The 20,723-nt window shown below is 61.4% G+C and carries 32 protein-coding genes and 1 pseudogene; 18 read left to right on the top strand and 15 right to left on the bottom strand.

Annotation, left to right across the window (positions count from 1 at the left end; genetic code table 11):
* From GTP55_RS25370 to GTP55_RS25425, 13 genes and pseudogenes are all read right to left on the bottom strand, one after another.
* Positions 1-1,063, bottom strand: a pseudogene (locus GTP55_RS25370) (hypothetical protein); the annotation flags it as partial.
* A gap of 16 nt (positions 1,064-1,079) precedes the next feature.
* Complete coding sequence (locus tag GTP55_RS25375; RefSeq protein WP_161047579.1) at positions 1,080-1,934, bottom strand: lambda exonuclease family protein; 855 nt, start codon at positions 1,932-1,934, stop codon at positions 1,080-1,082.
* Positions 1,931-2,914: a RecT family recombinase gene (locus tag GTP55_RS25380; RefSeq protein WP_161047580.1), complete on the bottom strand. Its 984-nt coding sequence runs from the start codon at positions 2,912-2,914 to the stop codon at positions 1,931-1,933. The genes GTP55_RS25375 and GTP55_RS25380 overlap by 4 nt, the downstream gene beginning before the upstream one ends.
* Before the next feature lie 120 nt (positions 2,915-3,034).
* On the bottom strand, positions 3,035-3,169 hold the full coding sequence (locus GTP55_RS30120) for a hypothetical protein (RefSeq protein ID WP_267876876.1): 135 nt from the start codon (positions 3,167-3,169) through the stop codon (positions 3,035-3,037).
* Positions 3,156-3,380, bottom strand: a complete 225-nt coding sequence (locus GTP55_RS25385; RefSeq protein WP_161047581.1) for a hypothetical protein — start codon at positions 3,378-3,380, stop codon at positions 3,156-3,158. Before GTP55_RS25385 ends, GTP55_RS30120 begins: the two co-directional genes overlap by 14 nt.
* Positions 3,377-3,514: a hypothetical protein gene (locus tag GTP55_RS25390; RefSeq protein ID WP_161047582.1), complete on the bottom strand. Its 138-nt coding sequence runs from the start codon at positions 3,512-3,514 to the stop codon at positions 3,377-3,379. The genes GTP55_RS25385 and GTP55_RS25390 overlap by 4 nt, the downstream gene beginning before the upstream one ends.
* A gap of 540 nt (positions 3,515-4,054) precedes the next feature.
* Positions 4,055-4,459, bottom strand: a complete 405-nt coding sequence (locus tag GTP55_RS25395; protein WP_161047583.1) for a hypothetical protein — start codon at positions 4,457-4,459, stop codon at positions 4,055-4,057.
* Positions 4,456-4,752 (bottom strand): hypothetical protein, encoded by a 297-nt coding sequence (locus GTP55_RS25400; protein WP_161047584.1) that lies wholly within the window; start codon positions 4,750-4,752, stop codon positions 4,456-4,458. Before GTP55_RS25400 ends, GTP55_RS25395 begins: the two co-directional genes overlap by 4 nt.
* 245 nt (positions 4,753-4,997) lie before the next feature.
* Positions 4,998-5,279 carry a hypothetical protein gene (locus GTP55_RS25405; RefSeq protein WP_161047585.1) on the bottom strand — a complete coding sequence of 94 codons (282 nt, stop codon included), beginning with the start codon at positions 5,277-5,279 and terminating at the stop codon, positions 4,998-5,000.
* A 132-nt stretch (positions 5,280-5,411) separates the two neighbouring features.
* On the bottom strand, positions 5,412-6,284 hold the full coding sequence (locus tag GTP55_RS25410) for a hypothetical protein (RefSeq protein WP_161047586.1): 873 nt from the start codon (positions 6,282-6,284) through the stop codon (positions 5,412-5,414).
* Positions 6,275-7,000, bottom strand: a complete 726-nt coding sequence (locus GTP55_RS25415) for a hypothetical protein (protein ID WP_161047587.1) — start codon at positions 6,998-7,000, stop codon at positions 6,275-6,277. Before GTP55_RS25415 ends, GTP55_RS25410 begins: the two co-directional genes overlap by 10 nt.
* A 201-nt stretch (positions 7,001-7,201) precedes the next feature.
* Positions 7,202-7,684 carry a hypothetical protein gene (locus tag GTP55_RS25420; RefSeq protein ID WP_161047588.1) on the bottom strand — a complete coding sequence of 161 codons (483 nt, stop codon included), beginning with the start codon at positions 7,682-7,684 and terminating at the stop codon, positions 7,202-7,204.
* 16 nt (positions 7,685-7,700) lie between these two features.
* Complete coding sequence (locus GTP55_RS25425; RefSeq protein WP_161047589.1) at positions 7,701-8,447, bottom strand: LexA family transcriptional regulator; 747 nt, start codon at positions 8,445-8,447, stop codon at positions 7,701-7,703.
* Positions 8,448-8,528: 81 nt separating this feature from the next.
* Here GTP55_RS25425 and GTP55_RS25430 point away from each other — a divergent pair, with 81 nt between their 5' ends.
* From GTP55_RS25430 to GTP55_RS25470, 9 genes are all read left to right on the top strand, one after another.
* The gene (locus GTP55_RS25430; RefSeq protein ID WP_161047590.1) at positions 8,529-8,801 is read left to right on the top strand and encodes a transcriptional regulator; all 273 of its coding nucleotides are present in this window, start codon (positions 8,529-8,531) and stop codon (positions 8,799-8,801) included.
* On the top strand, positions 8,798-9,169 hold the full coding sequence (locus tag GTP55_RS25435; protein ID WP_161047591.1) for a hypothetical protein: 372 nt from the start codon (positions 8,798-8,800) through the stop codon (positions 9,167-9,169). The genes GTP55_RS25430 and GTP55_RS25435 overlap by 4 nt, the downstream gene beginning before the upstream one ends.
* Positions 9,170-9,248: 79 nt before the next feature.
* On the top strand, positions 9,249-9,518 hold the full coding sequence (locus tag GTP55_RS25440; RefSeq protein WP_161047592.1) for a hypothetical protein: 270 nt from the start codon (positions 9,249-9,251) through the stop codon (positions 9,516-9,518).
* 47 nt (positions 9,519-9,565) lie between these two features.
* Positions 9,566-10,276 carry a phage antirepressor KilAC domain-containing protein gene (locus GTP55_RS25445; protein ID WP_202423863.1) on the top strand — a complete coding sequence of 237 codons (711 nt, stop codon included), beginning with the start codon at positions 9,566-9,568 and terminating at the stop codon, positions 10,274-10,276.
* Positions 10,277-10,326: 50 nt separating this feature from the next.
* On the top strand, positions 10,327-10,569 hold the full coding sequence (locus tag GTP55_RS25450; RefSeq protein ID WP_161047593.1) for a hypothetical protein: 243 nt from the start codon (positions 10,327-10,329) through the stop codon (positions 10,567-10,569).
* 2 nt (positions 10,570-10,571) lie between these two features.
* A complete protein-coding gene (locus tag GTP55_RS25455) occupies positions 10,572-10,718 on the top strand; it encodes a hypothetical protein (protein ID WP_161047594.1) in 147 nt (48 codons plus the stop codon).
* A 47-nt stretch (positions 10,719-10,765) separates the two neighbouring features.
* Positions 10,766-10,972 carry a hypothetical protein gene (locus tag GTP55_RS25460; RefSeq protein ID WP_161047595.1) on the top strand — a complete coding sequence of 69 codons (207 nt, stop codon included), beginning with the start codon at positions 10,766-10,768 and terminating at the stop codon, positions 10,970-10,972.
* The gene (locus GTP55_RS25465; protein WP_161047596.1) at positions 10,969-11,301 is read left to right on the top strand and encodes a hypothetical protein; all 333 of its coding nucleotides are present in this window, start codon (positions 10,969-10,971) and stop codon (positions 11,299-11,301) included. Before GTP55_RS25460 ends, GTP55_RS25465 begins: the two co-directional genes overlap by 4 nt.
* A 104-nt stretch (positions 11,302-11,405) precedes the next feature.
* Positions 11,406-13,583 carry a DNA cytosine methyltransferase gene (locus GTP55_RS25470; RefSeq protein ID WP_161047660.1) on the top strand — a complete coding sequence of 726 codons (2,178 nt, stop codon included), beginning with the start codon at positions 11,406-11,408 and terminating at the stop codon, positions 13,581-13,583.
* A 19-nt stretch (positions 13,584-13,602) separates the two neighbouring features.
* On the opposite strand, the gene GTP55_RS25475 is transcribed toward GTP55_RS25470, so the two are convergent.
* On the bottom strand, positions 13,603-14,073 hold the full coding sequence (locus GTP55_RS25475) for a hypothetical protein (protein WP_161047597.1): 471 nt from the start codon (positions 14,071-14,073) through the stop codon (positions 13,603-13,605).
* A 38-nt stretch (positions 14,074-14,111) separates the two neighbouring features.
* Here GTP55_RS25475 and GTP55_RS25480 point away from each other — a divergent pair, with 38 nt between their 5' ends.
* Both GTP55_RS25480 and GTP55_RS25485 read left to right on the top strand, forming a co-directional pair.
* Positions 14,112-14,549, top strand: a complete 438-nt coding sequence (locus GTP55_RS25480) for a hypothetical protein (protein ID WP_161047598.1) — start codon at positions 14,112-14,114, stop codon at positions 14,547-14,549.
* Positions 14,546-14,968, top strand: a complete 423-nt coding sequence (locus tag GTP55_RS25485) for a phage protein NinX family protein (protein WP_161047599.1) — start codon at positions 14,546-14,548, stop codon at positions 14,966-14,968. Before GTP55_RS25480 ends, GTP55_RS25485 begins: the two co-directional genes overlap by 4 nt.
* Here GTP55_RS25485 and GTP55_RS25490 read toward each other — a convergent pair.
* On the bottom strand, positions 14,947-15,252 hold the full coding sequence (locus GTP55_RS25490; protein ID WP_161047600.1) for a hypothetical protein: 306 nt from the start codon (positions 15,250-15,252) through the stop codon (positions 14,947-14,949). The genes GTP55_RS25485 and GTP55_RS25490 overlap by 22 nt on opposite strands.
* Positions 15,253-15,287: 35 nt before the next feature.
* On the opposite strand from GTP55_RS25490, the gene GTP55_RS25495 reads away from it, so the two are divergent.
* From GTP55_RS25495 to GTP55_RS25525, 7 genes are read left to right on the top strand one after another with little or no spacing between them, the layout of a single operon-like run.
* Positions 15,288-15,995 carry a recombination protein NinG gene (locus GTP55_RS25495; protein WP_161047601.1) on the top strand — a complete coding sequence of 236 codons (708 nt, stop codon included), beginning with the start codon at positions 15,288-15,290 and terminating at the stop codon, positions 15,993-15,995.
* Between the two features lie 17 nt (positions 15,996-16,012).
* The gene (locus GTP55_RS25500; protein ID WP_202423864.1) at positions 16,013-17,536 is read left to right on the top strand and encodes a DNA-methyltransferase; all 1,524 of its coding nucleotides are present in this window, start codon (positions 16,013-16,015) and stop codon (positions 17,534-17,536) included.
* On the top strand, positions 17,533-18,210 hold the full coding sequence (locus GTP55_RS25505) for an HNH endonuclease (protein WP_161047602.1): 678 nt from the start codon (positions 17,533-17,535) through the stop codon (positions 18,208-18,210). Before GTP55_RS25500 ends, GTP55_RS25505 begins: the two co-directional genes overlap by 4 nt.
* A gap of 8 nt (positions 18,211-18,218) precedes the next feature.
* Positions 18,219-18,482 carry a hypothetical protein gene (locus GTP55_RS25510; protein WP_161047603.1) on the top strand — a complete coding sequence of 88 codons (264 nt, stop codon included), beginning with the start codon at positions 18,219-18,221 and terminating at the stop codon, positions 18,480-18,482.
* Positions 18,475-19,386 carry a hypothetical protein gene (locus GTP55_RS25515; protein ID WP_161047604.1) on the top strand — a complete coding sequence of 304 codons (912 nt, stop codon included), beginning with the start codon at positions 18,475-18,477 and terminating at the stop codon, positions 19,384-19,386. The genes GTP55_RS25510 and GTP55_RS25515 overlap by 8 nt, the downstream gene beginning before the upstream one ends.
* Positions 19,383-20,225, top strand: a complete 843-nt coding sequence (locus GTP55_RS25520) for a hypothetical protein (RefSeq protein ID WP_161047605.1) — start codon at positions 19,383-19,385, stop codon at positions 20,223-20,225. Before GTP55_RS25515 ends, GTP55_RS25520 begins: the two co-directional genes overlap by 4 nt.
* Positions 20,225-20,650 carry a hypothetical protein gene (locus tag GTP55_RS25525; protein ID WP_161047606.1) on the top strand — a complete coding sequence of 142 codons (426 nt, stop codon included), beginning with the start codon at positions 20,225-20,227 and terminating at the stop codon, positions 20,648-20,650. The genes GTP55_RS25520 and GTP55_RS25525 overlap by 1 nt, the downstream gene beginning before the upstream one ends.
* The last annotated feature ends 73 nt before the right edge of the window (positions 20,651-20,723 follow it).

Consider the following 20,723-nt stretch of genomic DNA (forward strand, 5'->3'; position numbering starts at 1 on the left):
CGTCGAGGCGCTCACGCTCGGCGCGCGCTGCGGCGGCCTGCTCGTTGGCGGCGCGCTCGGCGGCGGCCTGGCGCTCCGCTTCCTCGGCGTCGGCTTTGACCTTCGCGGCGGCGGCCTGCTCGGCGACCAGCTTCTCCTTCGCAGCGGCGATCTCGGCCCGCTCCGCATCCAGCTGTGCCTTTGCTTCGGCGGCGGCGCGGTCGATAGCAGCCTGCTGGTCGGCCAGTCGCTGGGCCGTGGCCGCATTCTCGGCGGCGATGCGCGCATTCTCCGCAGCCTCTTCGGCACGGCGCTGGTCGGCAGCAGCCTGCTCGGCGGCGAGGCGCGCGGCCTCGGCGACGCGCGCAGCTTCCGCTTCGGCAGCAGCTACCTCGCGCTGCTGCGCGGCGCCGAACATCGCCACCAACTCCTGGCCGGCGGCGTCCAGTGCAATGCGCGCCTCATCGGTGAATTCCGCGAACTCCTCCTTGGCGATCACCCGGGCGGCCACTCGCTCCAGCAGCGCGCGCAATTCGTCGGATGACTTGCCTTCCGCACGCGAGGGCAGGGCGCGGATTGTTTCGATGGCTGCTTTAATGCCGCCTATGCGCTCCGCTTCCGCGCGCTCCTTTGCCGCCTTGATTTCCGCCTTGCGCTTCTCTTCGGCCTTGATAGCCGCGTCGAATTTCCCCTCGTATGGCGCCGCTTCCTCGACAATCTCCTTGAAGGTCGAGTCAATCAGGCGGCCGATTTGAAGGATAGGGGCTTTACGCGCAGTCTTTGTTTTTTCGACATCGAGGCGCACATCGTCGCGGAACCCGGCGCGATACTTCACGGCGATCGCCATGCCCTCGGTAGTGCTGATGTCAACGTATCGGTGCGGTGCGTCGAAGGTGCGCTTATCTTCGAAGTGGATCGTATCGGCTTCGGCCTTCAGTGCCGCCAGCTTGCTGCGGAAGGGCGCGAACACTTGGGCCACGTATTCCTCGGGTTTGATGGTCAGCAGGGAAAGCGGGTTGATTTCTTCGGGCACGGCCGGCGCGGGGATCAAATCCGGCTTGAGCATATCGGTTGTCATTTCCATTTGAGGCTCCTAGTTTTTATACTGCGGTTTTGAGAAAAGCGGTGCGCCAGTCGGCGACGGGTGCGGCGGCGGGTGCTGCGGTTGCTGGCGTGGGTGCCGGCATTGGCGCCGGGCCGTAGCGCAGCAAGCGCATATTGGCTTCGACCATGGCGTCAAACTTCGCCAATCGCAGCACCATGTCATCGATGAATGCGTCGTCGCGCATCACGCGCTTGATGTACAGGTCCTTGTTGATTGCAGCCAGGTCTGGCGCGTACATCAGAAAATCGCACCACTTGCGGCCGGTGATCCACATGCCGCCCTGCATTTGGTGCATGTATTCGGACACGTCGCCAGTGACCCACATCTCGATAATCTTGGCGCTGTCGATGGGCGCCTTCACTTCGATCAGCCCATCGTCATCCACCAGGCCATCAGTCGAGTACCCGAAAATTTCATCATCGGTCAGGCAGATGCCGGCCTCGGTGACGAGCGCCTCCATACGAGCCTCGTAGTGCATGCGCGCCAGCTCTTCCATCTTGTGCCCGCGTTCCAGCACCCATGCGCGCGCCGGCTCGCCGAAGGGGCTGCCGCTGATGCGCTCGATGGTCAGGTCGGCGGCGTAGCGCTTGGCGATATCGGACGGCACGGCAGTGTCTTCGCCCAGAAGGGCCCGGCGCACCAGATCCGACGAAGGGAGGACTTTGTAGCCTGCTTTGGCGGCGGCGTCTGGCTTGTCCATGCCGCCACGCACCAGGGCGACGTATTTAGCCTGACGCTCATCCAGCCCGCCGACGGTGCTGATCGCGTCAGCGAAGCGGGAGGCGGTGATCTTGCCGCAGCGGGAGGTGTGCCATTCCGGCGTTCCTTGTGCGCACGTCACGAATTTCATTGCGCACTCCGCGCCAGGTCGGCGGCCAGCGCCTCGTCGTCGGTCATCGCGACGCCAGTCGGCTCCATTTCGACGGTATGCGCTTCGGCGGCCCGCTTCGCCAGATCGGCCAGCTTCATGCCGTGAGCGATCATCGCGTCTTTGAGTCGCTTGTGATCGGCTGGCTGGCCCGCGAGCGCGGAGTTGTTTTCCTGCCAATAGGCCTTTGCGTCAGCGGCCGTCGTGGTGCGCAGCACTTCCGCAATCATCGGCGCGACGTCCACCCAGTTGTCCGGGCGATCAGGCGCTAAGCCTTCGCCTGTCGTGTTCAGATGTGTCATGGCGGCGTCGAGGCGCTCGGTCTTAGGCCACAGCTTGTATGCCCGTTTGATGACCGTCTTCTTGATCATTTCGCCCTCGTCGCTGGCCCACGGTGTGCTCTTGATCTTCTTGGCGCAAAAAGCCTTCCAACCTTCGGAGCGGTCGCGGATGCTGCAAACCTCGTCCATATCCATCATCGTGGTCAGGAAGTCGCCGTTGTGCAACTTCGCGACAACGTAGGCCCCGATGATCAGGCCACGGTTCTTGCCGAACGGCTCGAATTCATGGACCGGCTGCTTGTCCATGCCGACGCGCTTAAACAGGTCGTGCTCGCGCACCAGCTCAGCCTGGCCCCAAAGGATCGACCCCGAGGCCACGGCCAGATCGAGCAGGCCGATGTAGCTGATGTCCAGGCAGATTTGACCGTCACGCGGCACGAGGTAGGCCTGCTTGCGGGCGGGGTTCAGGCTAATGCCGATCGCGGCCATATTGGTGACGGCGTTGATCACCGACGCCTTGTTCTTCATGGCGACGCCGAGTGTGTAATCGTTCTTCTGCAGCTGCTGGATGGCGAATCCTGACTCCCGCTCAAAACTCAGACTGCGGTCGCCGAGCACGCGGGAGAAATCCTCGCGAGCTTCTTGAATTGCGCCAGTGACTATGGCGAGGGCGTTACTCATTTTCTTCTCCGGTGTAACTTCGTTAAGCTGCATTCAGCAGGGCAAGGCGTACAGCGTGTTGCGGGCGGTGGCCGGCGCGCAGGTTGCGCAGCGCCTGGCCGGCGATGTGGGCGAGGGCGGTCATTTGTCCGACTTCCCGGCCCACGCCGCCTGGTCGCGCTGCGCCGCCTCTTCGTCGGCCTGCTGCATGAAGGCGTAGGCGCTGCCGATCAGCATTCCCAGCAGAGCGATGGTCAGGGCGTCACGCAGCTTCACTGTCGCCTCCGATCTGCCGCGCGGCGACGTGCTGCAGTGCCACCTCGCGGCGCTCCTGAAGAACCTTCTGGATTTCCGCGTTCCGAGCGTTGGTCGGCACACCCAGGCCTTCCAGCGCCAATTCCATCAGCCGGATCTGGCGGCTTATTCGATGATTCGGGCGGCGGCACAGCTTGACGATGCGCACGAGCGCTCTCTGTTCACGCGTCATGGCATCACCACCGGCGGAAGCACCAGGTCGACCAGCCATTGCGACAGCACGGTCAGCAGCAGCACGGCGCCGAGCATTACGCGAGGGTGACGGCTGCACCAGTCGCCCGGCGTGCCGAAGAGGAAGCGCGCCATCATGCAAACACCTGCGTTTGCGAGAGGCTTTTAGCGCGTGGAGGGCGCACCTTGAAGCCGCAGGCAATTAGATTTTGTACGAGGACCGCCGGCACATTGGTCCAGAAAAGGCCGCCCGGGTATTTTGCTTGCCAGTGATTCGTGCTGTTCATCCTGCGCTCCCTATTGACTTCGTTGTTCGGGGAGCGCGTACGCCGCTCTCTGCGTGTGGTGCTTCGGTACTGGCGCGGTCTGCTGCCGGCACTCCGCGAGGCGTGCGTACTGGCGCATTCCCTACTGGTTCACTACATGGCAGGCGGCTGATGGTTGGCCGGACAGTCCAACTTATCCGAATGCTCGTTCCGCTTTCCTCCCCATTGAGCCTTTTCAGGTTGTCTCCGGGCGGGGCAATCAACCGCCTGCCATGTGGTCCCGCGCTTGCCCTTGCGGGCCGACTGCGCGGGGAGTCGAGGCATTTCAGATCCTGCTGGGCGCATTTCTATCGCCTGGCCGACGGCTATCGCTGCGTTGTGCACCGGGGCAGCGCGCTCCGGTTTCGGTTCAAGGTGGCTCGGCCGCAAAGTTGCGCTGCCACTGCAGGCGCTCGGCCCGGGCGTCCTGCTGCGACACCAGCTTCAGTTCGTGCGCGCTGGGCAGATGGCGGTCGCACCAATCGCTCATCTGGCGCAACTGCTCCCGCGTCAGCCAGACAGCGATGTCGATCTGGTCCAGCGCGCCGGTGAGCGCCGCGTGTTCAACTTCGTAGCCGGCAGCGTCCAGCGTGCCGTACAGGTCGATCCGCAAGCCGTCATGCTCGTAGCCGGCGCGCAGCAGTCGGGCGGCGGTTGGGACCAGCGGCTGCTGGACCACGTACACGGTGCGCAGCGGCTCGTCACCTTGAGTCACCGGCGCGGCGACCTGGCCGGCGCGCAGCTGGAGCAGGGCAGCGGAAATAGGGGCGTTCACAGCGTCTCCGCGTCTATCTGTTCGTAAGCCAGCGCCAAGAGGTCGGCACGGTACGAGTTCACCTCGCCGAACAGCGCGCACGGCACCTTCACCGGCTGCAAGTCCTGCTTGCGGCTCAACGCGGAGGCGCGGCGGCCGATGCGGTTCATGTCGGTAATCGAGAGCGAAATGTCGCGCTCGGCGCACAGCTGGGCGACGGTCTGCATGCCGTTCTCGCCCATCGCTACTGGCAACGACTTCACCAGCTCCAGGCGGCGCGCCGGCGCGGTCATTTGCTCAGCGGCTAACTGCATTACGTTCATGCCGGCAGCACTCGGTAGACCAACGATCAGGGCGATCATTTGCGCACCTGGGCGGCATAGGCGGCATCGCCGCGGTGGGTTGCTTCTGCGAGTGCTGCAAGTTCAGCTGGGGACATTTCGTTCTCCATCGGTGTGTCGATGGATGAATAATAGCAAAGCTATTTTTAATATGCAATAGCGATGCTATTAAAGAATTCGGTAGCGTTGCTATTTATCGAAAAATCAGAGTTGCTGGCTTAGAAGGGAGTTTCGCCAGCTTGAACTGGTAGCGCCGCCATCTGCCAGTCAATCTCATCCGTATTGATGTGTTTGATGATGTTGGTGGTGTCGAAGTGCGCGAAGCTGCGCGAGAAGCCGCCGATGCGCGGCGACACCAGGATGATGGGGAGGGTCGGGAAGTAGCGCTGCACCCCGGCGATTAGGCGGGTGCCAGGCGCAGTGTAGGTCTGGTACGAGTCAACCAAGAACGCGGCGACGGTGAGGTGGTTGATGGTGACGACAGCGGAAGGATATTGCATTTAGGAATTATGACAGATGCTGCATGAAGCCCAGCCTCCTTTTTTTTTCACTGCCGGTGAGCACACACTGTAAGACAGCCTGACAGAAGTGCGCGACGCCGAAGACTCACCTGTTTATTCGCCCCTCATTGATTAGGCGAAAGTCTCAAGGGTATGCACGGCTTCTTGCTTTGACCGGACTTCGATCGACTCGACATCGTGCTGGCCAGCGAACCATACGAACCGTTCGTTTGCCTCGACGCCGATTTTATGAAGCTCGCCAGACTCATCTAAGACTGGTTGCTTATTGATAATAAGAATAGTTTTTGTCGATGCTTGAACAAATTTTCGTGCAGTGATGAGTTCTAAGATTTTGCTTTCTGCCTCTTTTTCCAGATACCGTCTCTGGCCGACCGTGGCGGGAATGCTCGCAAATTGGACCAGCCACTTATCGTGTGCATAGTCGAGCATAACCTGCCTCGCTCCTTCACTGGTGAAACGCTTGAAGAAGCGAGAGCGGCGCGTCTTATCGTCAACGGAGAACTCGGCCTGCACAGAGCGAAGAAACGCGAGCGTAGTTGCGGAAGAGCGACGGCCGGGCCCATCTACCTCCAAAATCTCGTCCGCGTCGCCCAGCGCCGACACCATTTGCACAGCGCCAGAAAGGACCTGCTCCTCGGAAAACGCCCTGATCTCCCTTGGCTTTCCAACTGTAAATCCGCCGAATGGCGCATCCAGTTCTTCAAGGGTCAGACCAGCGGCCAATCTAGTCGTCATAAACTCAGCGACCAAGCTCAAGATGCCGTGGGCGGAGCTACCGCGCGTCATACCAAGCATCGCTTTTAGACGACGTGCGGGCAAGACAACGTGAGCGATAGGAGACAGATCCGAAGCGCCGGGTTCCGGCTCAATGGCGACAAGAGCGGTAATGCGCTCCTCGCTGCCGACCATCGGTTCCCAATATATTGGCGAAAACCGGGCTGCCACGGTTGGTGCCTGAAAATCCATTCCGTAGTCTAATTCCATAGGCTTTCTGCACTCGGTTGCGCTATTCGGTTCGATATGTGCTGCGCCAAAGGCGGGAGACGCAATTCGATAGCTGTCAAAAGTATAGCAGTGGTCGAGAAAATCTCTTGAATTTTTGGGTGCGTGTGCGACCACTTCGCTGCTGTTAATGATAGTAACGACATCTCAGCCTTGTATCGATCAAACTGAGCCGGCTGGGCAGAAATGTTATTCTGCGACCTTAAGCGGTTAACCATTTGTTCCGCAAGTATGTTGCACCGCGCTGAAAAATTGCACATTAGCGAGCGCTGTGTTTGATCAAGCGGATTCTTACAAAACGCGCCGGAATCCAACAGCGCTTGGTCGTGATCGAAGAGCCACCAGTTCACGCCGTCAAATAACGCATTTTGGTGATGGCGATCTGGATTCGCAATAAGCTCATCCCAAGCCGCACCCTTCGCGCCAGACTCGCTGTCGCAAAGTTTACTCCAGATCAGTTCCTCTGCCGCCGGATTCCTCGACAGAGCTTGCGCAAAAAAAGCATCCGGCGTTTTATATTCGCTCCCAATCAATAAGACCAGCTGCCCGGTTGACGCAGCAGGTAGGCCTGGTAGGTAGTTCTTTGGCGCGAGAACCACTGCTGGTGACGGAACTGGTAGCCGTAGGCATTGAGCCGCCAGAGCGCACGCTAGTTCAATCGATATCGGAAGGTGCCCATCGATCCATTTGAGGATCATGGGGCGAGCGCGCTCTGACGCTGGAGAGGCAACTTGAGCTCTCCATGCTGGATTGGTGTGATCTCCCTCCAGAAGACAAGCTGGGGATATCAATGAATTAATTGCGGGCTGGGATAGCCAATCCGATGCGGTCCTTGCTCTGCTCATCCTCTAGCGCCTCAGGTAGTTTTGTGTGGCATCGTAATTGGCTACAGTTAATGTTTATGCCTTCTCGCAAATAGCCTTCCAGTGATCTTCGAACACTTCGCCGCGCGCGCGATCATAGCGATCAGCATCAGACTCATTCGGGTATTTGAAGTCAGGGTCTTTCGCCTTCATTGCGTTTTGAGCTTTCATGCGATCGATCACTTTATCGGCCAGCAGAAGCACCTCGGCGGTCGTTTCTTCGCCAACCATGCCAGTGCGTTCCAGATAGACTTCTTTGTTGATTCTCCCTGATATAAAGCGCCTAAACCCGACGTAGCCACCCATCGCATTTTTCCCATTCACTTCGCCGCAGTGCCAGTTATAGTCAATAAGGCGATCATTGCGGAATTGTGCACTAAGCGGGTCGTTCAACTTGTCTGCAACGAGCTGCCGAGCCTTCGGCAGGACAAACCAGTCATCATATTTAACGTAGATCGCGAACCCACCGACGACAGCAATAAGAGCAGTGGCCGCAGCAAATGTGACAACTCTGTTCATCAACCCTCCAATTTAATTACAGGCGGTCGCGGAAATTCTTCGGAGTGAAGTGGACAACTCGACCGATGACCAGGCAGTCGGCGCCACGGCAGGGCACTGACTTGAATTCTGGATTGTCTGATGCTAGATACCAGTCGCGGCGCTCGTACAGTAGGCGCTTGATGACGGCCTGACCCTCGTAGTTCATAGCGAATACGCCGCCGGTCTTGCGAACCTTGTCGGCAGTGTTCACGACCGCTATGTCACCCTCGTACATCAAGGGCTGCATGCTTTCGCCTTTTACCTTCACCGCCACGAGCGCGGCAGGGTAAAGGTCATTTTCCTCAAGCCACTGGCGAGGTACATGGTGTTTGCCACCATCGTAATCTATCGGCTCAAGAATGATGCGATCAACGCCGGCCTGCACATCGATCGAAACCATCCGGATCTCAACGTTTGGCTCCGCGTGGTCGTCGTCATCAGTAACCGCGCGCGCACCAGGAATCTCGCCAGCGGCCTGCGACGCTTCGTTAATCTGAGCTGCGATGGTCGGACTGAAGTCGACCACGGCCACGCCGAGGCCTCGCGCGAAGGCTGTCGCGGCCTTGATGTTCAGCGGACGCCGGGCAAGGAGATATTGGGAAACCATCCCCTGAGTTCCAAGCTCAAACTGCGAGCCAAACTCCGACTGCGAAATCTTCGGTTCGCGCTTATCGAACAATGCTTTCAGCCGATCAGCATCATCGACTTGCCATTGCTCTAAAGGTTTGGGATCTGCTTTCATTCGGCGAAGTATAGCAATGCTATTAATCATCGCAACGAGCAATGCTATTGACTTATGTAATAGCGGTGCTATTATTGCGACATGGACCTGAAAAACTACTTCTCAAGCTCGGACACTACGAAGGCGGCCTTCGCTCGCTCCATTGGCGTTTCGTCAGCGCTGCTCCACCAGTGGGTTGAGCGCATTCGCCCAGTGGCGCCGCAGCATTGTCCTCAAATCGAAGTGCAGACGAGCGGTGCTGTGACCCGCGCCGATTTGCGCCCAGACGACTGGCATCTCATCTGGCCCGAACTCGCTGCATCTTCCGCCGCGCCAGCGCCCGCCGCCGTCAACACCACCGGAGAAACCACATGAAGCGCTTCATCAACCGCCTGGTGGCTCGCCTCGGCTACGTGCCAGCGCCGGCCAAGCTCGCGCCCAGCACAATCACCATGGAACTCAACTTCCAGATCGACAGCGCGCCGCTGGATAACGCGATCGCCAAGCTCGACCAGCTCAGTGCTGCCGCCAGCCGCGCCGAGGCCGCAGTGACCGACGCGCTGCTGGCGCACGAAGGTGAGTTCATCGGCGCCGAGCTGGTTGCCGATGAATCGCAAGCTCTCATCCTCACCGCACTGCAAAAGCAGACCACGCTGTTGGAGGTGCTGGCGAAGCAGGGCGATCACGCCGCGCTGCGCACCGCGCCCACCACCGGAGCTGCCGCATCCGGCCCGCCTGGCTGACGGCGCCAGCCCAACGAATCGCAATACCAGAATCATCCGCATCACCTGAAAGCCTGAATCACTTTTATAGGAAACCACCATGAAAACCAAGATGCCGAAACCCCGCGTCCTCGTTGCGAAAGCATTGTTTAACGAGGATGAGTACCGCGACTTCAGTCAGGCCTGCACCGACGCCGGCGAGTCGCAGAGTCGGACGCTACGCCAGTTGGCGAACGACTGGTCAGCGCGTTTTCGTAATGATAAGCAGCGCCGCGCGCAACAGGAATGGCCTAAAGCTGGCCAGAACATGGCCATGTTGCTGCCGGGCCGGGCGAACTACGCGCAGCCGCGCCACCACATGCGCATGTGAATCCTCGGCCAGCCAGTCGCCTACGCCACCAACGCAAAGGAGCCACCGTGAATTTGATCAGCGCCATAGCAGCACCGAAGATGACGAGCCGCGAAATTGCCGACTTAACGGGGAAGGAGCATTTCCACGTCAAGCGCGACATCGAAAAGATGCTTCGCGAGCTGGGCGAGGATGCATCCAAATTTGGATGCATCTATCTCGACGGCTCGAACCGCGAACAGACCGAGTACGCGCTGGACCGCGAGCTGACCGACGTGCTGCTGACCGGCTACAGCGCGATCCTGCGCCGCAAGGTGATCGCACGTTGGCGCGAACTTGAAGCGGTCTCTGCCGCTGGGCAGATCGCTTTGCCGGACTTCACCAACCCAGCGGCTGCCGCGCGCGCCTGGGCTGATGAAGTCGAGGCCAAGCAGGCGCTGCAGGTCGAATTGGCCGCCGCCGCGCCGGCCGTCGAATTCGTCGAACGCTACGTCGATGCGTCTGGTCTGCTTGGCTTCCGTCAGGCCTGCAAAGTGCTGAAGGTCAAAGAAAACGTGTTCCGTGAGTTCCTGCTGACCAAGGAGATTGCATATCGGCTGGGTCGCGAACTTGCTCCGCGCGCTGAGCACCTCAACGCGGGTCGCTTCGAGGTGAAAGCTGGCGTATCGGCGAAGAACGAGCACGCCTTCAACAGCATGCGCTTCACCACCAAGGGTTTGCATTGGGTGGCCGGCGAGTTCGCCAAGCATCAACTGGCAAGCCAGGCACATCACCACTGAATTCGGGATGCCGCGCCCCGTTGTGCGTGGCGAAGAAGATGGAGAACCGCATGCCTCAAGCATCGCAAATTCAACCTGGCGCCGGCGCGGCGCTGCTCGACCACTTTATCGAGAAACTCTGCCTGAAGAACGACGCCGCTCTGGCGCGTGCCTTCGAGGTGGCGCCGCCCGTGATTAGCAAGATCCGCCACGACAAGCTGCCATTCGGCGACAGCATGATTCTCAAGGCGCACGAGAAGTACAACTTCACCGTGCAGTCGATCCGCCAGTTGCTGGCCGGCGAGGGCGCGTAACGATGATGCAGGAGCGCCAGCAGCATGCCGCTGAGGAAGCGCGGCCGATGGATGTAGAACCGGCGCACGTTATGACTCGCGAGAAGCACAAACAGCGCGAGCACTACGAGCGCTTGCTGCGCGAACTGGAAAACGAGCAGCGGAAATAAAAAGGGCCGCGTTGCAGCGCGACCCGATCACCCACTAGAGGAATTACATGCCCACTATTTTACAGCAAGGACCGGCGCCAGCACAGACTGGCACGCCGGAGGAGAAAGTCACGCTCGCGGCCCGTGAATGGCGCGAAAAAGACCGTGAGCACATCGCGGAGAAGAGCGCCACCACCGGCGCTGCGGAGTACCGCGCGCGCCGCAAGCTGCGCATGACGGTTGACCTGACCGACGGGAAGGCTGGCCAGCCATGAGGAAGCTCCCACACCCGACCAGCCTCGCGCATGCGATGCTGCGCCAACTGGCCGCCGGGCCCGGCACCTTTTACCAGATCTGCGAACTGCTCGAATTCGATATCGAAGACGACAAGGTCGAGGCTGTTTGCCGTGCGCACTTCAGCGACCTCGTGGACGCTGGCCATGCTCACCTGGTCGACCTGACCTATCACATCACCACCGCCGCTCGCGCCGCCATCGCGCCGCCAGCGCCATACGTCGGCCAGATCGCCGGACCAGCTTATCGCGGAACGCCGCATCCTATGCCAGTCACCATTGCGCGCCGCGCAGCGGGAGCGCGGGCATGAAGCGCGATGACTTCAACTTCGATCTGCCTCTCGAGGATGTCGCCGCCATGATGGCTGCGCCGCTTCCGGCATCCCGGCCGGTCGCGCGCCGCACGCCGCGCCGCATGAAGCGTGACATGCTGACGCCGCAGCTGGACCTGGGCCATGAGCTGATCATCGACAACTTCGCCGGCGGTGGCGGTACCAGCACCGGCCTTGAGGAGGCGTTCGGCCGGCCGGTCGATATCGCGATCAACCATGATCCCGAGGCGCTGGCGCTGCACGCGATGAACCACCCGCACACGAAACACCTGTGCGAGAGCGTGTGGGACGTGGACCCGATCAAGGTCACGAACAATCAGCCGGTGGGCCTGGTCTGGCTGTCGCCGGACTGCAAGCACTTCAGCAAGGCCAAGGGCGGCACGCCGGTCGCGAAGAACATTCGCGGCCTGGCGTGGGTGACGCTGCGCTGGGCGGCGAAGTGCAAACCGCGCGTGATCATGCTGGAAAACGTCGAGGAATTTAAAACCTGGGGACCACTGCTGGTGGACGCCGAGGGCAACTTCCGTCCAGATCCGGCGAAGAAGGGCAAGACGTTCGAGAGCTTCCTGCGCCAGCTGCGCGGCCACGGCTACACGGTCGACCACCGAGAGCTGCGCGCCAGCGACTTCGACACGCCGACCATCCGGAAACGCTTCTTCCTCGTGGCGCGCCGCGACGGCCTGCCGATCCGCTGGCCGGCGCCGACCAACGGCGCTCCGACGTCCGCCGGCGTGCTGGCCGGGAACCTGGCACCGTGGCGCACGGCCGCCGAATGCATCGATTGGTCCATTCCATGCCCTTCGATCTTCGAGCGCAAGCGCCCGCTGGCCGACGCCACGCTGCGCCGCATCGCGAAGGGCATTCAGCGCTACGTGGTGGACGCGGAAACACCGTTCATCATTGGCCAGGGCGGTCCGATCTACTCGGGCAAGCCGGTGTCGGCTGGCCAGCCGTTCGGCACGCTGACGACGGAGAACCACCGCGCCATTGTCGTGCCCAGCATCGTCCCTGTGACGCATCAAGGAAGCGACCGCAGCGAATCGGTTCACGAGCCGTTCCGCACCATCACCGGCGCGCAGCGCGGAGAGAAGGCGCTGGCTGTCGCTACCATGGTGCAGACCGGCTACGGTGAGCGTGATGGCCAGACGCCCCGCACGCTGGACATCGAGAAGCCGCTCGGCACGGTCGTGGCCGGTGCCAGCAAGGCGGCGCTGGTGACCGCGTTCTTGAACGAGCATGCCAATTCAAGCAACCAGCGCACGATGCCTGCCGACGAGCCGCTGCGCACCATCTGCGCCCAGGTCAAGGGTGGTCACTTCAGCGCCGTCTCGGCGACGCTGGTGGGCGTAGGCGGCCGTGCCGGCGACAGCCGCCCGCGTGGCGCCGACGAGCCGGCCGCCACGATCACCGCCAAAGGCGACACCGCATTGGTGACCGCGCATATCCAGCGTGACATGGGCATGAGCGTTGGTCATCCGGCGGACGTGCCGATGGGAACGGTGATGCCAGGTGGTGGTGGGAAGTCGGCGCTGGTAACCGCGCATATTACTAAGTTCCGTGCCGGTGCGGTTGGCAGTTCGCCAGAAGAGCCGCTGCACACAGTGACGGCTGGCGGCACTCCGGCACGCGCCAGCACTGGCAATACCATGGGCATCGTGACCGCTCACATCGAGGCCATGTATTCGCAGAAGGGCGACGAATCTCGCGGCCAGGATGCGCGTGGGCCTATCAAGACCGTGACGGCCAGTGCGCGGCATGCGGTGATGACAAGCAGTCTGGTGAAGCTGCGCGGCACCAGCAGCACCGCCGGCATGGACGAGCCTCTGCACACGGTCAGCGCCGGCGGCCAGCACCACGCCGAAGTGCGCGCCTTCCTCGTCAAGTATTACGGCTCCGATCAGGACCCGAGACTGGAAGAGCCGCTGCACACGGTCACGACGAAGGATCGTTTCGGCCTCGTGACCATCGAAGGGGTGGACTACCAGATTGTCGACATCGGCCTGCGCATGCTGGAGCCGGCCGAGCTCTACCGCGCGCAGGGCTTCCCGGCCGGCTACGTGATCCGCGAAATTCCGGATCCGAAGCTGCTATTCAAGGATGGCCACCAGGCCGAGGGCAACCCCTTGGAATTGCCGCGTGTGCCGCTGACGAAATCAGCGCAAGTGCGCATGTGCGGCAACAGCGTTTGCCCGCCGATGGCCCGCGCGCTGATACAGGCGAACTTCATGCACGAGCGTGAGATGGGCATGGTGGCGGCGTGAACAATCATCAAAACATAAGTTACACCACCGGAATTAGCCTTAGCGAGCCGTTGACATCTATGTCACCAATTCTAAAGACCATGGTTTTGGTTTTGGGACTTTCGAGGCTATCAAAGTGTGACAGCGCCATTTTTGCAACGATGTCTGCTGTCACTGACTCACTTGCGAGTGGCGGCATGGTGCCACGAAATTTATACGTCAGTGTCTGTACTAAGTCGCACGGTCCCCAGGAGACTTCGGTGATCGCGCCGGAATTAGTCAAGCGTGCCGAAACCAAGACTTCCCCATGTCGAGTCGACGCATTGAAACGATTGTTGGTGCCCGTTGGGGAGCTCGCATCGGACCAACGCTCGAAGTCTGCAAGCGCTTCTTCTTGGCTACTGAATCTTGCCGTCGCGTCATGAATCCCGATTCCGAGCTCGCCAAGATTCCGAATGGTCCAGAACCATTCCCCATTGGGGTCTTGCTCGAAGCGAGGGTCAACAACCATTTCCGTCTCCAATTTGATGAACGAATAGGAATCCTACCATGATGTACGACCTGAGCCGCGAAGAGCGGCGCCACCTCGCGATCAACCGCGAAACCACGACCGGCGCGCTGATCCCCAAGCGCTGCGCCTGCGGCAAGGCGGCCAAGGCCAAGCAGCTGGACCAGCACGGCAAGTGCGTCGCCTGCCAGCTGGCCGACCGCGTCGCTACGCTGCACGAGGGTGACCTCGACATCCTGCGGCACATGCTCGGCGCCACGCCGCATCACGCGCAGGTACGCTGGGGCTTCCGCAACGAATACTTGGTGAATCGCCGCGACGCCGCGGCGCTGGAGCGCTTGGTCGCCGCCGGCTTCGCACGCGCCGGCCGGCCTCTGCTCCAGCTGCAATACTTCCATGCGACTGATGTCGGTTGCCGTCTGGCTGGTTTGTCGGCGAAACGCGCAGCCGTGGCGCTGTCACTGGGAGCAAAGCCATGATGGCCGTTGCTGATCTGAGCGGTGCCGACCTGGCGGTGTGGGCCGCGCGCGCGCAGAGTCTGAAGGTCGTGCGTGATGGCGATCATGACGGCGCCCCCTGGATCGTCTACTTTCCAAACGGATTTTGCAGATCATTCGGTGAGCACGGTTATCGCCTTGATTTGAACTGGGAGCAGGGCGGTTCGATCATCCAGCACGCCAATATCTCACTCCACCCGCCGACAAGTCCGGTGCACCGCTGCGGCGGCCCGAATGCCGGCGCTGGCCAGAGCGGCGTGTGGTCAGCATGCACCTGGACGCGCGGCGCTAGCGGCAAGCGCGCTTTCGGCATGGACGATCACAGCCCGCTGGTGGCGGCAATGCGCTGCTATGTTCGTTTCGTCTTTGGCGAAACCGTTCAGGATGAGGTGAGCCCTTGATGTTTTTGCATCCGCCTAATCTCATCGATCTTCTCGTGCGCCTCACGTTTGAGCGACCTGTATGCCTCATTCCAGTCGTAGAACGTTCGGGCTCCGTGCTCTGGGATCGTGAACTGCTTTTGGCCCGTCCATTCGAACGGAAATTCTGGCGTATTGTGCAAGCGCGCCCGCAGATTGGCCAAATAAGGGATAGGCTCGCCAGGCTTCCAATCGTCAGGCTTATTTTCGTGGCAATGGGCGTCGATATCCCAACCATCATAGCTACTCGTATCTGCGGTGATCATTCGGTGTTCCTTTGTAAAAAGAGCATCGTAGCATGATGCGCCGCACACCCATGAAGCCCGGCGCCGCGCCGATGAAGCGCACCGCGTTTGCGCGCGGCGAGCGCATCGAGGCTCGCGAGGTGACGAAGATCGCCACCAAGGCTGCGCGCGAGAAGAAGCACAAGTGCGCGGTCCGCACCTGCCGCGCCGAGTTCGTGCGTCCGGCGCCGTTCGTAATCTGGTGTTCGCCGGAATGCGGCACGGTGCTGGCCATGGCGAAGCTGGAGAAGCAGAAGCAGACGACGGCGCGCGCCGAGCGCAAGGATCGCCAGCAAAAGCTGGTCAAGTTCAAGCGCAAGGCTGACCACGTGGCCGACTGCCAGAAGGCGTTCAACGCCTGGGTGCGATTCCGCGACCGCAATGAGCCGTGCATCGACTGCAATCGGTATTCAGACGGCTCCGCGCTGACCGGTGGCGAATATGACGCTGGACACTACCTCTCGCGCGGCAGCCATCCGCACCTCCGCTTCGACGAGCGGAACGTGTTCAAGCAGCTGAAGGGCTGCAACCGGCCCGGCGGCACCACGGCTGCGTCGTTCCGCGCCGGCGTCATCGCGCGCATCGGCTTGGCCGCCGTCGAGGCGCTGGAGGCGGACAACGAACCACGCCACTACACGGTCGACCAGCTGGTCGCGATGACCGCGCGCTACAAGAAATTATTGAAAGACCTGAAGGCAACTGCTGCACCAGCTGCTGGAATTTAACCTGAAACGGAAAAGACATGAGCGCATTTAGCCCTGAAGAACAGGAGCAGATCGCCGCGGCAGCATACACGCTACACGCGGGCGACTGCATCGAAGTGATGAAAACCTTGCCGGACAACAGCGTCGACTCGGTCGTCACCGATCCGCCGTACGGTATTCGTTTCATGGGGAAGGCCTGGGACGGCGCTGATATCGAGGCACGTGCCGACCGGCGCCGCAGCTTCGCCAGCCATGCGCCGGATGCAGGCCCAAACGGCGGACACAAGTCGATCGCAGCCGAGGCTGGCAAGTACGACCTTGCGCCGGCCGCGATGCGAGCATTCCAGCAATTTAGCGAAGAGTGGGCGCGCGAGGCATTCCGGGTATTAAAGCCTGGCGGACACCTGCTTTCATTTTCGTCGCCGCGCACGTTTCATCGCATGGCCTGCGGCATCGAGGACGCCGGCTTCGAGATCCGCGACCAGATCATGTGGGTTTTCGGCTCCGGGTTCCCGAAGTCGATGAATGTGGCCAAGGCCATCGAATCCGGCACCGGCCGGCCGAAGGACATCCGTCGCATGCAGATGGGTGAAGACTACAGCCCATCCGGGCGCGGACCGGGGGATTACGACTACCCTGGCCAAGAGACGATGAACGGCACGACTGCGCCATGGGTTCCGTTCACAGAGGCAGCCAAGGAGTGGGAAGGCTGGGGCACCGCGCTGAAGCCGGCGCACGAGCCGATCTGCGTCGCACGCAAACCACTTTCAGGAACCGTGGTTGCCAATGTTCTGCTGTTCAGCACTGGGGCGCTGAATATTGATGCCTGCCGTGTCGAGCCAACGGGCGAGAGTCGCGAGCGCGCTGGCGAGACATCGCAGGACCAGCGGTACACAAGTGCCGGCAGTGCAAACTTCGCCGCGAAGCCCGGTGTGCGTGGCGACGCTCCAGAGGGGCGGTGGCCGGCAAATTTGATACACGACGGCAGCGAGGAAGCGTTGTCGATGTTTCCGCAGGCTCCCGGGCAGCAAGCGTCAGTGCGCGGCAGCGAGCCAAGCGCCAAGACGGCCCACGCGTATGGCGAGTTCTCCGGCCGCGCGCCAAGCGCACCACGGGGCGACTCGGGCAGCGCCGCTCGGTTTTTCTATTGCGCAAAGGCCAGCCGCCAGGACCGTAATGAAGGCCTGCCAAGCAGTCTAGAGCCAGCGGTGAGCACAGACGCCACCATGCGCGCCTGCGAAGACGCCGACTGGACGAAGCGCAATGGCAACCACCACCCGACGGTCAAACCCACGGATCTGATGGCCTACCTGGTGCGATTGATGACGACGACTGGCGGCACGGTGCTCGATCCCTTCATGGGCAGCGGAAGCACCGGGAAAGCTTGCATGCGCGAGGGGATGCAGTTCATAGGCATAGAAATGGAACCCGACTACCTGAAGATCGCTGAGGCTCGGGTTAAATATGAAATTGGTGCGGTGGCCCGCCGCGCGGAAGAGGCAGCGTTGGTGGCGAAAGCCGCGTCGCAGCAGAAAACGATTTTTGAATTGGACGGAATATGAGCGCTACAAAATCTACTATCCCACGGCCAACTAATGAGCAACTGGCTGCGCTCTACGTCGAGCGGAAGCTGGGCTGCGGCGAACTTGGCAAAATGTTTGAGCGCGACCCCAAGACCGTGTACTACTGGCTGAAACAGGCGGGCATCCAGACCCGCGCGCGTGGCACTGACCCAGCGCAATGGTTTGCGAAGGGTGGCCAAGACCCGCGCAGCTTCTCCGGGACAAAGCACTCAGCCGAGTCGAAGGCGAAGATCGGCGCAGCGTCTCGCGGACGAACACCCTGGTTGCGAGGCGGCGTGCACTGGTTGCATACCGTTCCAGCCGATCGAAATCCGAAGTGGAAGGGCGGCATTACGCCGGAGCGCCAAGAATTCTATCGCTCTGCAGAGTGGAAGCGGGCGGTCAAAGCAGTTTGGTGCCGCGCGGACGCTTGTTGCGAACGGTGCGGCCTGGACTGGCGCAACGTTGATCGTAAAGCTACGCCTACGTTCCCAATCCACCACATCGTCACCTTCGCGGTCAGTGAGCTGCGCGCGGCAGTTGACAATCTCGCGTTGCTTTGCCGCCCATGCCACATTTGGGTGCACAGCAATGAGAACTCGATCCAGGCTTTCCTCGCATCGCCGTGGCCGCGACGTGATTTCGCCGCGCTGGACCAGGAGAATGCATCGTGAGGGGGCGGATGAATCGTGACGAATGGCAGCAGCGGGCGCGCGAGTTGGCGCAGCGCGGCGAGGCGCTGCCGCAATCTAAACTCACGGACGACGATGTCTTGGCGATCCGTGCCGCACAGAAGGAGCGCGACACCCAGCGGCAGCGCATCGCAACCGAGCTGAGCAATGCGGCGCTGGCGCACCGCTTTGGTGTACATGTCCGCACGGTGGAGAAGGTGCTGCAGCGCGATAGCTGGTCGCATTTGCTGCGGAAGGAGTCCCCTCATGCGTGACTATTCGAAGGTCGGTCCGAAGTTCTGGATCGGGAAGACCGGCAAGGCGCTTAAGAAGCAGGGTATCGAAACTGTTGTGGTGGCGATGTACCTGCTGACTGCGCCGCACGCGAACATGCTGGGTCTTTATCACGTGCCGCTCGTCTATATCGCTCACGAAACTGGATTGGGCTTGGAAGGGGCTTCAAAGGGCCTTCAAGGTGCTATCAAATCCGGGTTTTGTGCATACGATGAGGATGCTGAGATGGTTTGGGTGTACGAAATGGCTTCTTATCAAGTCGCCGATCACCTCGAGCCGCGCGATAACCGCTGTTCCGGAGTTCAGCGTGAGTACGATGACCTGCCGGAGAACCAGCATCTGCGCGGGTTCTACGAGAAATACGCCTCCGCTTTTCACATGAAAAACATGCGTGATTTCGGAAGCCCCTCGAAAGCCCCTTCCAAGGCCCTTGCAAGCCAAGAACAGGAACAGGAACAAGAACAGGAGCAAGAACAGGATCAAACACTTGTCGAGCAAAAGCAGCTCGACCCCGTACGAACGATCTTCGAGTACTGGCAAAAAATCATGAACTCCCCAGGCTCGAAATTGGACGACAAGCGCCGCAAGGCGATCGTGAAGGCGTTGAAGAGCTATTCGCCCGCCGACGTCTGCCGTGCCATCCGTGGGTGCGCGAAGACTCCGCACAACATGGGGATGAACGACAGCAAGACGAAGTACAACGCCATCGGCCTGATCCTTCGCGATGCCGACCACATTGACCGCTTCATCCTGAACGACGCAGGCAATGCTCGTGCGCCAGCCGGCGCCGAAACGATGGAGCAGACAAACGCGCGCGTCATGGCTGAGCTGCTGGGCGATGCTGCGCCAGCAGGCGGCGAAATCATCGACATGGTGCAGTCATGACGCCCGCTGACAAGTCGGAGTTCGGGCAGTTGCTGGCCGAAACGCTGGCCGCCTATGGCAAGCCACTGCCCGAGGCGACGATGGTCAAGGCCTGGCTGGCGAATCTAGCGCCGTTCCCGATGTCGGTGGTGCGCGCCGCGATGCAGGCCTATCGCGACCAGAACGGCGAGTTCGCGCCAGTGCCGGCCGGGATCGCGATGCGCTGCAAGCTGCTGGATGGCCGACCGGGCGCCGAGGAAGCCTGGGCGATCGCGCTGCGCAGCCAGGACGAGGCGGACACGGTGGTGTGGACCGCCGAATGCGCAGCAGCGTTCGCGCTGGCCAGCCCGATCCTAGCGCTGGGTGATGAGGTCGGCGCGCGGATGGCGTTCAAGGAAGCTTACGTCCGGATGGTAGCAGCGGCACGCGCGGATTGCGTGCCGGCCACGTGGTCAGTGTCGATCGGCTGGGATGGTGCGCGGCGCGACGCGGCGATCAGCCGCGCGGTGGTCGCGGGACAACTGCCGGCGCCGGCGGCGCAGGTGATGCTCGGTGGGCCGGCCGGTGGCGAAGCCGACACCGATGCAGCCCGTGCGCAGTTGGCCAAGGTGAGGCAGTTGCTCGCCGACGGCGCCGCCATGCGCGATGCTCGCCGCGAGGCCGCGTTCGATGCACGGGTCGCCGCAGAAGATGCGGAGCGGTTGGCACGCGCCCAACAAGTGGCCGAGTACGCAATGCAACATGGCCTCAACCTGCCGAAGGCATCTGCGGCTTCACCAGGAGCCCGCCACGCAGCGAATGGCATCGCGGCGCTACCTGCGGACACGTCACTCCAAAAAAATCGCCCTGGGAGGCTCTGATGGCAAATACGAAGAAAACGCGCAAGGCATACAAGCCGAAGCCATGCGTCCTTCCGCTCGGCATGCGCAAGGCCATCGCCTTCGAGATGCCGGGCTTCCAGGCCAGCGTCGCGCTCGGTATGGACCACTTGGAAGAACAGCACGTCTACGACCTGCTGTCGAACGCGGATATGGTGCGCCGAATTGCGCCCGACGGCCACGAGATACTTCCGATCGCGCACGAGATGGTGCTGGCCGTGGCCGAAATCCAGGCCCGGGCGCAGCGGGTCGGCAAGTTGGGCGTGACGGGCGATGAGATGCGTGTGCTTCGCGAGGGCGTCGGCCGGACGATGGTCTACCTGCGCACGGTGTCGAACTTTGCCATCGACCAAGCGGCGCGCGCAGCGTTGGCGGAGTTTAATCGCGCGGGGGTGTTGCGCGTTTGAACGAATTGCCACATCGACAGTCTAGCGCAACGGCAATACCTGTGTTAACGTCCAGCCACACCTCTTGGAGCAG

The organism is Duganella margarita (assembly GCF_009857535.1).
Lineage (GTDB): Bacteria > Pseudomonadota > Gammaproteobacteria > Burkholderiales > Burkholderiaceae_D > Rugamonas > Rugamonas margarita.